This window comes from Gluconobacter sp. (assembly GCF_047722525.1).
Taxonomy (GTDB): Bacteria; Pseudomonadota; Alphaproteobacteria; order Acetobacterales; family Acetobacteraceae; genus Gluconobacter.
On record NZ_JBDNYY010000009.1, the window covers coordinates 12,596 to 26,662 of the forward strand.

Consider the following 14,067-nt stretch of genomic DNA (forward strand, 5'->3'; position numbering starts at 1 on the left):
GGTCAGGATGCTGCGCGGCTGCGGATGACGTCCAGAGACAGGGAGGCGGCTTCCAGAATATGCTGCCTTGTCAGTCGTCCGAGCGCGTCGCCATCGCGTTCGCGGCAGGCCTGAAGGATCTGGAAATGCTCTGCGTCCGTCGCGGCCTTGCGGCCCGGCAGTTCCAGATGGGCGCGGATATAGCGATCCAGACGCGAGTGAAGGTCATGGATCATGCCGAAAAGTCTTGGCCGCCGTGCCGCAGCATAGATGGCGCCATGGAACTCCCAGTTCAGACGGCCGGACTGCTCCATGCCGTGCGTTCCGCCTGTCCCGCTGACAAAGGCGTCATAGGCATCCTCGATCCGTGCCAGATCGACACGAGTCAGGGCGGTCATGGCGAGCCCTGCCGCCATGCTTTCCAGCGAGGCGCGGATGTCCGAATATTCCAGGATATCGGCCTCGCTCAGCCCCGTGACCACGGCGCCGCGATGAGGCAGGAAGGCAATCAGGCCCTCTGCTTCAAGCTGTTTGAGTGCTTCGCGGACCGGAATGGTCGAAACGCCGAAATTGCGGGCAAGCTCCGATTGCCGCATCGGCTGACCGTCGGTCAGCACGCCGTTCGTTATGGCATGGCGCAGGGATTCGGCGATTTCGAGCGAGGCCGAGCCGCTTTTCGTATCAACGGGAGTGAAGAGCGGTTCGGCATCGTGCATGGCATGGTCCGTCAGTTGGGGGGATCCTCTTATCATGACAGGTCCGGACAGCCACGCCGGACAGCGGCTTATCCGATGGTCATCAGGCTGGCATTGCCGCCCGCGGCTGTCGTGTTCGTGCTGACAACCTTCTCCTGAAGCACCCATTCAGGCCGGATCGGACTTTCCGCGTCAAGCATGTAAAGCTGCACGACCATGCCTGAACGCGACAGGGCGATGCGGGCCTGCTCCGCCATCTGTCGTTCTTCCGGAGACGCCAGGATCGTCCGGCATCCGGCAACGCGCCCACCCTGCGTGCGGCGGATATGCAGCGCCAGTGCATCGGGAAGGTCGGAGACCCAGTCCGAGGCCACGTTCGGCCCCTGAATGAACGCCGTGTTCCCGCCGCTCAAAGCGAGGCCCACGGCGCGGAGCATGGTCTCCCGGTCGCTGGCCACGCACAGCACGGCGCCACGCGGGAGAAGCTGATACAGATTGGTCTCGCCAACGGGGCCCGGCAATGCGCGTGTCGTGCCGCACATGCCGTGCTGCATGCCCTCCACGACCTTCTGGTAGAGCGGGAAGCTCGTCCGCATCAGCCAGGACAGGAACAGTCTGGCGGCCTCCGGCAGTTCCTGGCTTTCCCAGCCCGTATGGGCCGGTGCCGTGCTCATCAGGCGACGCAGGATCAGCGGACCACCGGCTTTCGGCCCCGTACCGGACAGTTTTTCGCCACCAAAGGGCTGACTGCCCACAACAGCGCCGACCATGTTGCGGTTGACGTACAGATTTCCCGCTTCGATGCGTGAGGTGACATGCGCCATGCGGCTCTCGATCCGGGTGTGCAGACCGAAGGTCAGGCCATAGCCGGACTGGTTGATCGCGTTGATCAGGGCTTCGAATCTGCTGGATTCAAAGCTCAGGACATGAAGGACCGGTCCGAAGACTTCGCCCTTGAGATCCGCCAGACTGTCGATTTCGATGATCGTCGGGGCGATGAATGTTCCGTTCGAAACGCTTTCCGGCAGGGGGAGGGACCAGACGGATCTGTTCTGCGCGCGGGCTTCGTCAATATAGGCCTGGATACCCGACCGGGCTTCGGCGGAAATGACCGGGCCAACATCCGTGTGCAGTTCCGCCGGATTGCCCACGCGCAGTTCTTCCACAGCCCCACGGAGCATGGTCAGGACGCGGTCGGCACAGTCTTTCTGTACGCACAGGACGCGCAGGGCGGAGCAGCGCTGGCCGGCACTGTCGAAGGCCGAGACCAGAACATCCGCGACCACCTGTTCGGTCAGGGCGGAACTGTCCACGATCATGGCGTTCTGGCCACCTGTTTCCGCGACGAACGGAACAGGCTGTCCGTCTGCTCCAGTACGTCCTGCCAGTGTGTTGGCAATCAGACCCGCGACTGCCGTGGAACCCGTGAACATCACACCAGCAATGCGCGGATCGGCCACGAGTGCCGCCCCGGTTTCGCCTGCGCCGGGAACGAGGCGGAGAGCATTTTCCGGAACACCCGCTTCGCGCAGCAGGGCGACGGCGCGCAGGGCAATGAACGGCGTTTCCTCGGCTGGTTTGGCAACGACCGTGTTGCCGGCCGCCAGTGCGACCGCGACCTGTCCCAGGAAAATGGCAAGCGGGAAGTTCCACGGGCTGATGCAGGCGACGACGCCCAGTGGCCTGCTACTGCCTGCCTGCGTTGTTTCCCGGGCCTGAACGGCGTAATACCGCAGGAAATCCACGGCCTCGCGGACTTCGGAGAGCGCATTGGCGTAGGACTTGCCCGCTTCGCGGACCAGCAGGGCCATCAGGTCTTTCTGGTGCTCTTCCAGCAGGTCTGCTGCCCGGTCGAGCTTTGCGCTCCGCTCGTCGGCGGACAGCGCGGCCCATGCAGGCGCCGCACTTTCGGCGGCATCAATCGCCTTGCGGATATCTTCTGTGCTTCCGAAACAGACGCTGCCGATCCGGTCGGAATGATCGGAGGGATTGCGGATGTCCGCCGTTTCGCCGGAGCAGGACACGTCTTCGAGAGTCTGTTCCGCAGAGACGCAGACGGCTTCGGCCAGAGCGGTGACGGTATGTTCGTCCGTCAGGTCCAGTCCGCGTGAATTGAGGCGTTCGGGCGCGAACAGATCCTTCGGCAGCGCGATGGCCGGATGGGAGGCTCCCGGGGGCTGAACGGCTTTTGCCAGCGCGACCGGATCGGCGATCAGGGTCTCGATGGGCAGGCTCTCATCGCCGATCTGGTTGACGAAGGACGAGTTGGCGCCGTTTTCCAGCAGGCGGCGCACCAGATAGGCCAGCAGCGTTTCATGCGAGCCGACCGGGGCGTAGACCCGGCAAGGGCGGTTGAGTTTCTGCGGACCGACGACTTCGTTGTAGAGCGTCTCACCCATGCCGTGCAGGCACTGGAATTCGTAGTCGCCGACCTGGAAGTTCAGACCCGCCAACGTATAGATCGTGGCCAGCGTGCGGGCGTTATGGGTGGCGAACTGCGGGAAAACGGCGTCCCGGGCGGCAAGGAGCTTCTTCGCGCAGGCGATGTAGCTGACATCCGTGTAGCATTTGCGCGTGTAGACCGGGAAATCCGTCTGGGCATCGACCTGTGCCTTCTTGATTTCACTGTCCCAGTACGCGCCCTTGACGAGGCGGATCATGAGGCGGTGTCCGCTGCGGCGCCCGAGGTCGATCAGATAGTCCAGAACCTCTGGAGCCCGGCGTCCATAAGCCTGCACGACGATCCCGATACCGTTCCAGCCATCAAGCTCCGGACAGAGACACAGGGCTTCGATCAGGTCGAGCGACAGATCCAGACGCTCGCTTTCTTCGGCGTCGATATTGATGCCGATGTCATAGCGACGGGCCCGGATGACGAGATCCCGCAGGGTCTGGCCAAGTTCCTCAAGGACGCGTTCGCGCTGGGCGAAGGCATAGCGCGGGTGCAGCGCCGAGAGCTTGATGGAAATGCCGGCTTTTTCATAGACATTCGTGCCGGGTGCGGTCTGGCCGATCACGTCGATCGCGCGCTCGTAGTCCCGGCGATAGCGCATCGCATCGGCCGCCGTCATCGCCGCTTCGCCGAGCATGTCGTAGGAATACTTGAAGCCACGGTCTTCGGGTTCCGTACTGACCCTGCGGGCTTCCTCGATCGTCTCGCCGATCACGAACTGCTCACCCATCATGCGCATGGCGATGTCGAGCGCCCGGCGGACCAGCGGCTGCCCTCCACGTCCGACAAGCCGGAACAGCGTGGCGGCCAGTCCTTCATCCGTGTCGTTGGTCAGCCTGCCGGTCAGCATCAGTCCCCAGGAGGCCGCGTTTACGAAAACGGACTTCTTTCCGCCCATATGGGAGAGCCAGTCCCCCGTGCCGATCCGGTCGCGGATCAGGGCATCCCGTGTCGCGGCATCGGGGATGCGTAGCAGCGCCTCGGCCAGACACATCAACGCCACGCCTTCCGCGGAAGAGAGCGAAAACTCCTGCACCAGAGCCTCGACACCCCCCGGACGGCGCTGGGTGCGCAGGGCGCGTGTCAAATGGCGTGCGACCTCGAACGTGTTCTGCTGTTCCTGCTCCGTCAGCGTGGCCTGTTCGATCAGGGGAAGGATACACTCCGCTTCGGGTCGGCGCAGATTTGCGGCGATGGCCTGACGGAGGGGAGAGCGGACAGGATAGGACGGCATAAAAAATGACATGGACTCAGCCTCGAACGCGACACTCGGTCTGAGTCCTATAATCATATACGATCCAGAATAAAATATATGAAAATGGGCTTCAGATTATTTTTATATCGTTCCTGAAACCGCCTCGTTCGCCCTGCCGAAACGCTCGTGCCAGGTGGGCAGAGGCGTGCCACCGGGAAGAGGGGTCGCCTCGTACACGCCCCGGGCGATGGCGCGGGCCGTGACCTGCGCGGCGGCATGCAGGATTTCCGTCCATTCCTGACCGGCTGGGGCAGGTTTTGCATGGGTCGAGACGCCGATCATGGCGTCCCCGTCCAATGGAAGATGCGCGGGAAACACCCCCCGCGCCACGCCATCCTGAGCCAGAATCGCAAGACGTCTGGCCTGCGTCTTGGTCAGGGTTGCATCCGTGGCGACGAGGCCGATCGTGGTGCCCGTAACGGACGCCCATTTGGAGCGCAGGCGCAGGTCTTCCGCTGTCAGATGTGCGGGCATCCCCAGGCCACCGAATTCGTCATCCTGTTCAAAAGGCGCGCTCCAGAAATGGGGGGTGTCGCCGATCGTGGCCGTTCCGACCGCATTGACGGCGACCAGTGCAGCCACGCGATGCCCGGCCGGTGTCATGGTGCTGGCGGAGCCCAGTCCTCCGCGCAGGGTTGCCGTTGTGGCCCCGGTTCCGGCACCAGCCGTCCCCAGTTCGAAGGCAGCATTCCGGGCCTCTGTCGCGGCCTGATGCCCCATTTCCGCATAGGGAGAGTATCGTCCCCATGTCGTCTGACCGCCTGCAGGCAGATCGTACAGACTGGCCTGCACGACGATCGGCACGCGGATGGTGCCCGGCGGGAGAGGCGCATTGCCAAACTGTTCGCGCAGGAATGCCTGCACCCCGGTCGTGGCGTCGAGCCCATAGGTCGAGCCGCCTGACAGCACGACCGCATGGATGTGCCCGACCATGTTTTCCGGCTCCAGCAGCGCGGTTTCCCGCAGGGCCGGTGCGCCGCCGGGAAAGCTGCCGGAGGCGACGACGGGCCGGTCGAACAGAATGGCTGTCACACCCGTCCGCAGTGTGAGGTCCTGACAATGGCCGACGCGGATGCCGGGAATGTCGGTAAGAAGGTTCAGACAGGTCATGACGTCTCGCCAGTCAGTAGGTGTTGTCAAGCAGCGCCTTCGTGGCGGGCTGGGTCGGGGCGGCCAGAAGGTCAGACGCCGGACCGGATTCCACGATCCGGCCCTGATCCAGAACGGCGATATGGTGCGACAGATGGCGGATAACCGCCAGATCGTGACTGACGAAAACATATGCCAGCCCATGCCGTTTCTGGAGATCCAGCAGGAGGTTCAGGACGATGGCCTGCGTGGAGACGTCCAGGGCCGAAACCGCTTCATCGGCGATGATGACGGAAGGGCGCGTGATCAGGGCGCGGGCGATGGCGATCCGCTGTCTCTGACCGCCGGAAAAGGCTTTCGGGTAGCGGTTGGCCATATCGGCGGACAGACCAACGTCTTCGAGCGCTTTCAGAATGCGTGCGTCGCGATCCGGGGCGTCATCAAGGGGTTCGCCCACGATGTCCCGAACGGTCTGCCGCGGATCAAGCGCGCCGTAAGGATCCTGAAAGATCATCTGGATTGCGGGGCGTATCTTCCTGCGGACCTGCGTGGGGGCCGTTGCGAGATCCTGCCCCTGATACAGGATCTGACCGTCATCGGGCGGGACAAGCCCGCTCAGAAGACGACACAGGGTTGATTTTCCGCTTCCGGAAGCTCCGATAATCCCGAGCGTCCGGCCTGCGGGCAGGTCGAGGCTGACGTTTTTCAGGATTGGCACTTTCTCGCGCTTCCTGAACGGGAAACCGTGCCGTCCGGATCCTCCGTAAGTCACATTGCGTGCCTGAAGGATCGGGGTCATGCCGGAGCCGTGAAGACGGGAAGGGGCGTGAGGGGTACGCGGGCCGCGCCGTGCAGGGACATCGCCAGAAGGGCCTGCGTATAGGGATGGACGGGAGCGTCGAACACGGATGCGGTCGGCCCCTGTTCCACACAGGTTCCTTCTTTCATGACCAGGACATGATCCGCGTGATGGCGCACCAGCCCGAGGTCGTGGGAGATCAGCAGGACGGCCATGCCCTGCGCTTCGCATCGGCGGGTGACAAGCGCCATCATCGCGGCCTGGGTGCGGGCGTCGAGGGCGGTGGTGAACTCATCCGCAATCAGGAGCGTGGGCTGGCAGGCCAGCGCCATGGCCAGCAGTACGCGCTGTCTCTGTCCGCCAGAAAGCTGATGCGGATAGGCGCGTTCGCTTACGCCTGCGTCCAACAGGTCGGCCTGTTCCATGAGGGTGCGCGTTTCCGCACGGATCCGGCGGCTGGACCATGTCGTGTGGAGGTGGAATGTATCGGCGATCTGCGCGCCGATACGGCGGGTCGGGTTAAGGGCCGTCATGGGTTCCTGAAACACCATGCCCAGTCTTTTTCCGCGGATCTGGCACCATTCCGCTTCGGAGAGTGCCAGAAGGTCCTGACCTTCAAGGTGGATATTTCCATGCGCCTGAAATCCGGATGGCAGCAGCCCCATCAGGGCGAGGGCCAGCGTGGATTTCCCCGAGCCGGACTCACCGGTTACCGCAAGGATCTTTCCCGGCTCAAGCGTGAAAGACAGGGTATGGAGGATCGGCCGGGCGGGGCTTTGGACTTCCAGATTCCTGACATGGAGCAGGGCGCTCATGGAGCAGGCTCCTCGTGCGGAGCATCCAGAAAATCCCGCAGTCCATCACCGAACATGTTGAAGCCCAGCACGAGCAGCATGATCGTCAGTCCCGGAACGGCGACCAGCATGGGATGATCGAAAACATGGATCTGGTAGGAGGCCAGCGCCCGTCCCAGATCCGGTCGCGGTGGTGGGGCCCCCAGACCGAGATAGGAGAGCCCCGCATCCGAGAGGAGCGCCAGGGCCAGCGAGGATGTTGCCTGTACCGTCAGGAGCGGCAGGATGTTGGGCAGGACATGCCGGCGCATGATGCTGAATGCGCCGCGCCCTGCCAGTCGGGACGCGGCGATATAGTCCTGGATCAGGATGGAGCGGGCGGCCTGCCGGGTGATCCTGATCTGGGCGGGGAGACCAAACAGGGCAATGGCGAGGATTTCCCCGGTTGCGGAGGCGCCAAGGGCGGTGACGAGCATGGCGGCGATCAGAACGGGTGGGAAAGCCAGTCCCAGATCGGCCAGCCCCATGATGATTCTGGCGGGGCGGCCTGCCGCGATCAGGCCCAGTATCGTTCCCAGAACCGTGGCGAGGCCCACAGCCGTCGCTGCGATCATCACGCTGTTGAAGGCTCCCGTGAGCACATGGATCATGAGATCCCGGCCGAAAGGATCGGTTCCGAACGGGTGCAGCAGGGAGGGCATGGCATAACGGTGCATGACGTCGATGGCCGGGGCACGACCGCCGTCGAGCAGCGCGATGATGGTCGCGGGAAGCAGTACGATCCCGAGCAGAGCGCTCCCGGCCCACAGGTTCCGGTGCGTCTTCACGAGCGTTCTTCCCCCAGGCGCGGATCCAGCCACTGGACCAGCACCGCCATGAGGGCATTAAGGACCATCACGGTGGTTACGATCAGCATGACGAGGTTCTGCACGACGGGGATATCCCGCTGATTGACGGCGTCCAGCAGCAGTTTTCCGCAACCGGGAAGGCTGAAGACGCTCTCGGCGATGATGGTTCCCGTCACGAGAACCGGAAACTGGATTGCGGCCAGGGTCAGGACCGGGATCAGGGCGTTCGGCAGTGCAATGCGCCACAGGATGGCCTGTCTGCTGTAGCCCTGCGCACGTGCCGTGCGGATGAAATCCTGAGCCAGTGTCTCGATCAGGGAGGAACGCATGAAACGGGCGGTAATGGCGGCCTGGGGGATCGCGAGGGCTGTCGCGGGCAGGACAAGAGCCCGGATGGCCGGGAAGAAGCCCTCCTGCCATCCGGGGAAACCGCTGGAGGGCAGCCAGTGCAGGCTCAGGGAGAACAGGAACGTCATCATCATCGCCAGCCAGAAATCCGGAACCGATTTGAAAAGCTGGACCATCCCCATCAGGCCCGTATCGAGCACTTTTCTGCGATTTGCGGCTGCGATTGCTCCGATCGGGATGCCTGCGCCGAGGGACAGCAGCATGGCCAGCAGGATCAGGGGAAGACTGCTTTGCAGACGCTCGGAGATCAGGCTGCTGACCGGGACATCATAGATGGAGCTCCTGCCCAGATCTCCACGAACAAATCCACAGATCCAGTGTGCATATCGTTCGGGCAGGGATGTATCCAGTCCCAGTTGATGGTGCAGGGCGGCAAGACTTTCGGGGCTTGCATCCAGCCCGAGCATGACCAATGCCGGATCGCCGGGCAGCAGGTTCATGGCCGCGAAGATGACAAGGCTTGCAACAGTTAGCAGCACCAGCCGGTCGAAGAGCATGCGCAGGACAACCATTCCCCTCACTGGTCCCAGAACACGCCGGCAACCGGGCAGCCCGCAATGGGCTGGCTGGTCCACAGGCCCCTGAGGTGCCGGTTCATGACGGTCTCGCGGGGGATCGAGAACAGGAACACATTCGGCTCATCCGTTGCGAGCTGCTCCTGCATCTGTCCGGAGAGTCGATGCCGCCGGGCGGTGTCGGCCGTTGCTTCATACTGTTCCAGAAGCTCGTGAAAGACCGGGCTGTGATAATGGAAATAGACGGGCGTGCGGTCATAGATCGCAATGTCGTGCGGCTCGGTATGGGCAATGACGGTCATGTCAAATGCGCCCTGTCCGTAAACCTGACCGAGCCATGCCGGCCATTCCAGAGGCTGGAGCGTCACGATCAACCCGACCTGCTCCAGATAGGCGGCAATCAGTTCGCTGCTGTCGCGGGCATAGCCGATCGGCGGAAAGGCCAGCGTCAGATGCGTGCCGGGGGCGATGCCCGCGTCTTTCAGCAGGGCGCGCGCATGATCCGGATCGTAAGGGTATCGGTCGGGCAGGGAAACGTAATCGGGGTCATCGGGAGCCATATGGGATTGCAGAAGGGTTGCGTCTCCTTCCGCTACGGCCTGGATCAGGGCCTTGCGGTCAATGGCTTGGGCAATCGCCTGCCGGACACGGATATCGTTGAACGGGCGTCGTGCGTTGTTGAGCGCAAGGATGGCCTTGAAGGGAAAACTGCCGCGGACGACTTCAAGCTTCGTGTTTCCGGCAAAGCGGCTCAGGATTTCCCGCGACGGAAAGGACGGGTAGGCATCCAGTTCTCCGGCCAGAAGGGCGTTGCTGGCCGAGAGCGGGTCGGGCATGAAGCGGAACGTTACCGATCTCAGGGCAGGGCTGTGACCCCAGTAATCGGGGTTCCGGTTCAGGGTCAGGTGATCGCCCCGGCGCCACTCACCAAAAACGAAGGGGCCGGTGCCGACGGGGTGGCTGATGTTCTGGTCCACGGAAGCGGGCGAGAGAATGGCCGCGTCGTTCCATGCGAGCTGGTAGAGAAAGCTGCCGTAAGGATGCTGGAGCCGGATCCTGACGTGCAGGCTGTCGGGGCAGGAGATATCGGCGATCCGGCTGAAGACGGTTCTGTGGGGGTTGGTGCTGCCTGCCGCGCCTGCCCGGATCAGGGAAAACTGCACGCTCGCACAGGTCAGGGCCGTCCCGTCGTGAAAACGCACCCCATCACGCAGGGTGAAGTCGTAGGTCAGGCCGTCCGCGGTGATGCTCCAGTCCCGCGCCAGGAGCGGTTGGAGAGCGCCATGTTCGTCCAGTCTCATCAGACCTTCATAGATGTTGCCGTAGGTCACCATTCCGATGGCTTCGCTGGAGCCGCGTGTCGGATCCAGACCCGGCGGTTCGATCGCCAGACCGATCGAGAGCGTATCGCGCACGTCAGCAGCCTGAGACAGCCCCGGGCAGAGAGATGCCGAAAAACCGGCCGTCAGGACGGTTATGAGGGTAGACACGGTTTTCATCAGGCGCTCCGCGAACATGCAGCCCCAGGGCGCAGGATCACGAAAAATAGGGCGTTCGTCGCCTGAGCGGAAGGGGCCGCTTTTCAGGAGTGTGGAGGCGTGCCTGCGATCCGGGCGGCGAGCTGTTCGACGAGGGTCCGGGTCAGCGCGACCTTGCCTCCATCCGTGGCCACCGTCCCCTGTGCGGTGAATGAGCCCCGGTTGCGCAGGACTGGCTGGTGTTCGTCAGCGGGAATCAGGGCCCAGTCGGCCGCCAGAGCACCCTGACCGCTGCTGTCGAGGTCCAGCCGGCTGATATTGACTGCAAGACGCAGGCTGGGTGTTTCGGCCAGTGGCTGGGTCGTCACGACATAGCCGGGCCAGTCCTGCCCCAGATGGGCGGCAAGAAGATCCGTCACGCCCTGCGACAGACGGCTTCCCCAGCGTCCGTTGGGGCTGCGGTCAAGCTGGTCGCCGCGGCGTGTGAGAATGTCCTGATTATCCAGATAGTCCGGCAGTGTGACGTGCGAAACATTCAGGACCGGAGCCGTGGCGGGGAGGGCTCCGCCGGCCTGCGCAATCGCCGGCGCCCCGAGCGTGTAGAATTGCATGGGCGGGGCCGCGCAACCCGACAGCAGGGCAAGGGCCAGCAGGGCGCAGGGGATCGCGGATCGTGTCATGAGCCGTGTCACGGGGGCTGTCTCCGGATGGATCAGGGGGAGGCGGAAATGTCTGTTCATCATGGCCGCCGTCCCGTCAGGAGGAGCTGCGGATTGCGTTCCACATCCGTTGCGAACCCGCGCAGGGCCGAGGCTGCGGCTGCGATGTCCCTCAGGCTGGCTTCGAGATTGGCCCGGTCGGCTGAACGCGGAGATGTCATGTTTTCAAGGTTTGCGAGACTTTTTGCCGCCTGCTGGACGGCGTTATTGCTGTTCAGCAGGACTGCATGAAGCTCACGTCCCCGCGCATCGAGCTGGCTGCTCCCGGCGCTTGCCAGCCGGTCCACGCTCGCAAGCGTGCGGGTCAATGTGGGTTCGAGGTCCGTCACCATCTTGCGTGTGGCGTCAACCATATCGCGGCTGTGATCGGAGGTTTCGCGGATGCTCTGCACCAGTGCCGGCAGTTCCCGGTCCAGTTGGTCGGACAACTGCCGGACAGACGCCAGGGTGGCATCGGCGTTCTCGCCGATCTGCTTCAGGGGCAGGTCCTGAAGGGTCTGTGTCATGGCGGCGATGGTGGACTGTCTGGTCGGGATTTCCGTGATGCGGGCAATCTCGGGGTGCAGGACAGCAGGCGTGTTGGGCGCAAAATCCAGATCGATTTCGGATGTGCCCGTCACGAAGCTCTTGAGGTTCATCTCGCCGCGCAGTCCCTGATGGACGAGATCCTGCATGCTGGGATGGTGGTGAGCACTGTTTGTCAGCACGATGTTGTCGGGCCGTATTGTGACGAAAACCGGAATATAGGCATCCTTCGTCGCCGGATCGTATTCGATGACGACACGGTCTACCGCGCCGACCTGCACGCCCCGGAACGTGACGGGAGAGCCGACTGCCAGACCCGATGAGGCGCCGTGGAACACGAGGACGGCTTTTTCCGCCCGGGTGAAGGGATGAAAATTGCCGAACAGGACGAACGCTGCGACAATCAGGCCCGTCCCTCCAAGGACGAAAGCACCGACAAGAGCCTGCCTGTTCATCACGTGTTTCCTTCTTCATCGCGTTCACGGTGCATGAAGGCATGCACCTGTGGGTCGGTACAGTGGTCCCGCAGATCGCGGGGCGAACCATGAGCGATCGGGGTTTTCGTTCTGGCATCCAGGAAGATGCCGTCATCGGCGATATGGAACAGGCTCGACAGTTCATGGCTGACGATGACGATCGTCGCACCCAGCCCGTCCCGCAGGTTCAGGATCAGGTCATCGAGGCGTGCGGATGTAATCGGATCGAGGCCGGCGGACGGTTCATCGAAAAACAGGATGTCCGGATCAAGCGCAAGCGCGCGTGCCAGTCCGGCACGCTTGCGCATGCCACCGCTGATTTCCGAAGGATACAGGTCGATCGCCTGCAACATGCCGACAAAACCCAGCTTCAGTTCCACAAGCCTGCGTATGACTCCGGGTTTGAGATCCGTGAACATCTGCAGGGGTAGGGCGACGTTCTCGCCGATTGTCATGGAACTCCACAGCGCCCCGCTCTGGAACAGGACACCGAAGCGGTGGTTCAGATCCGTCCGATGTGCTTCGCTCCCGGCCCAGTAGTTCTCGTCCCCGACATGATATTCGCCCGCGGAAGGCCGCAGGAGGCCGATCATGCTCTTGAGAAGCGTGCTCTTGCCACACCCCGAGCCGCCCATGACGGCGAAGATGCTTCCCTTGCGTACGTCGAGCGAGATGTTTTTCTGGATGACCTTGGGGCCGAAAGAGAGCGTGACATCGCGCAGGGACAGGACGGTCTGTTCAGACATGGCGGTCAGATCCCCAGAACATCGGCGATGACGGCAAAGATCGCATCGATCGCGATGACGCCCACGATGCCGACGACGACGGCGCGTGTGGCGGCGATGCCCACATCGGCGGCCGAGCGTCCGGCCTTGAGGCCGATCCGGCAGCTCGTCAGGCCGATGAAGGCGCCGAACACCAGGCTCTTGATGAAGCCGAAGATGAACTGGCCGATCCCGAAAGCCGTGACGGTCTGATGGAAATATCCCGCCGCCGTGATGTCGAGCATCGAGATGGCGACGACAAATCCGCCCAGCATGCCGATGAGACATCCATACAGATACAGGAACGGCATCGTGATGATGAGCGACAGGACGGCCGGCAGGATCAGGTAGGTCGAAGTGGGAATGCCGAAGACGGTCAGGGCGTCGATTTCCTCGTTGCCCTGCATGGTGGAAATGCGTGCGGCATAGGCGCCCCCCGTTCGCCCGGCCATGATGATGGCGGTCATGACGGCGGCCATTTCGCGCACCATCGCAATCCCGACCAGACTCGCGACATAGATGCCGGCGGCGAATTTCTGAAGCTCGACAGCCCCCACGAATGCCAGGATCGCACCGATCAGGAAGTTGACGATTCCCACGATCAGCAGGGCATAGGGACCAGCATCGGCGGTATTGGCCAGAAGATCGACCATGCGCATCCGGCTGCGGCCGAGAATGGTCTGGACAGCACCTTTTGCCGTAAGAGCCCCCAGTTCAGAGACCACCCCGACTTCCGTCATGGAGGCGATGGCATGACCTCCGACCGCTTCCAGAAAAGGCGTGCGGTGCCCCTGATGATGGACAGGCTCGTCAGGCGCTTCGGGCAGAAGTTCCAGAAGCTGGCGCACCGGACCGGGCAGCGTCTGCATATCCAGAGTGATGCCAGCGTCATGGGCAACACGTTTGAGATCCCACAGAAAGGCAATCAGTCCCGTATCCCAGGCCTGAACATCGGACGTCTGGAAGGACAGATGAGCGCCCGGAGCCTTTTTCAGTCCATCTTTGGGAAAGGCTGGAATATCGCCAGTCCGCGCCTGCCACGTCCCGCTCAGAACCATGACAGGGGCGTCCTGTTCTCCCTGGAGATGCCACTGGGGCGTCCTGCTCCCCGGCTGTGCGGCGGGCCTGCCGGTCTCGGTCTGGTCTGTCATGAACTCTGCATTTCCGGTCCTGACATCCTCTGATGCTGCAAAAGCGCGGAAAGGCTGGCGGGAAAGGGCACTTCAATACAACTGGCTGAAGGTTGCGGGCAAAACGGGAGGGAAATCTGC

12 protein-coding genes are annotated in these 14,067 nt (G+C 62.9%); all 12 read right to left on the minus strand.

Annotated elements, in window-relative coordinates:
* Positions 1–2 precede the first annotated feature (2 nt).
* A complete protein-coding gene (locus ABF859_RS09950; protein ID WP_415527724.1) occupies positions 3–695 on the minus strand; it encodes a GntR family transcriptional regulator in 693 nt (230 codons plus the stop codon).
* A gap of 68 nt (positions 696–763) precedes the next feature.
* Entirely contained in the window at positions 764–4,372 is a 3,609-nt protein-coding gene (gene putA, locus ABF859_RS09955; protein WP_415527623.1) for a bifunctional proline dehydrogenase/L-glutamate gamma-semialdehyde dehydrogenase PutA, read from the minus strand.
* Between the two features lie 90 nt (positions 4,373–4,462).
* Complete coding sequence (locus ABF859_RS09960) at positions 4,463–5,491, minus strand: P1 family peptidase (protein WP_415527725.1); 1,029 nt, start codon at positions 5,489–5,491, stop codon at positions 4,463–4,465.
* A gap of 13 nt (positions 5,492–5,504) precedes the next feature.
* Positions 5,505–6,188 carry an ATP-binding cassette domain-containing protein gene (locus tag ABF859_RS09965; protein WP_415527624.1) on the minus strand — a complete coding sequence of 228 codons (684 nt, stop codon included), beginning with the start codon at positions 6,186–6,188 and terminating at the stop codon, positions 5,505–5,507.
* A gap of 77 nt (positions 6,189–6,265) precedes the next feature.
* Positions 6,266–7,084 (minus strand): ATP-binding cassette domain-containing protein, encoded by an 819-nt coding sequence (locus ABF859_RS09970; protein ID WP_415527625.1) that lies wholly within the window; start codon positions 7,082–7,084, stop codon positions 6,266–6,268.
* On the minus strand, positions 7,081–7,890 hold the full coding sequence (locus ABF859_RS09975) for an ABC transporter permease (protein WP_415527626.1): 810 nt from the start codon (positions 7,888–7,890) through the stop codon (positions 7,081–7,083). Before ABF859_RS09975 ends, ABF859_RS09970 begins: the two co-directional genes overlap by 4 nt.
* On the minus strand, positions 7,887–8,831 hold the full coding sequence (locus ABF859_RS09980) for an ABC transporter permease (RefSeq protein ID WP_415527627.1): 945 nt from the start codon (positions 8,829–8,831) through the stop codon (positions 7,887–7,889). The genes ABF859_RS09975 and ABF859_RS09980 overlap by 4 nt, the downstream gene beginning before the upstream one ends.
* 5 nt (positions 8,832–8,836) lie before the next feature.
* Positions 8,837–10,333 carry an ABC transporter substrate-binding protein gene (locus ABF859_RS09985; RefSeq protein WP_415527628.1) on the minus strand — a complete coding sequence of 499 codons (1,497 nt, stop codon included), beginning with the start codon at positions 10,331–10,333 and terminating at the stop codon, positions 8,837–8,839.
* 83 nt (positions 10,334–10,416) lie between these two features.
* A complete protein-coding gene (locus ABF859_RS09990) occupies positions 10,417–11,055 on the minus strand; it encodes a membrane integrity-associated transporter subunit PqiC (protein WP_415527629.1) in 639 nt (212 codons plus the stop codon).
* Positions 11,052–12,011, minus strand: coding sequence for an MlaD family protein (locus ABF859_RS09995; RefSeq protein WP_415527630.1), 960 nt, complete (start codon positions 12,009–12,011; stop codon positions 11,052–11,054). Before ABF859_RS09995 ends, ABF859_RS09990 begins: the two co-directional genes overlap by 4 nt.
* Complete coding sequence (locus tag ABF859_RS10000) at positions 12,011–12,778, minus strand: ABC transporter ATP-binding protein (RefSeq protein ID WP_415527631.1); 768 nt, start codon at positions 12,776–12,778, stop codon at positions 12,011–12,013. The genes ABF859_RS09995 and ABF859_RS10000 overlap by 1 nt, the downstream gene beginning before the upstream one ends.
* 5 nt (positions 12,779–12,783) lie before the next feature.
* Positions 12,784–13,947, minus strand: a complete 1,164-nt coding sequence (locus ABF859_RS10005) for an MlaE family ABC transporter permease (RefSeq protein ID WP_415527632.1) — start codon at positions 13,945–13,947, stop codon at positions 12,784–12,786.
* Positions 13,948–14,067: the final 120 nt, after the last annotated feature.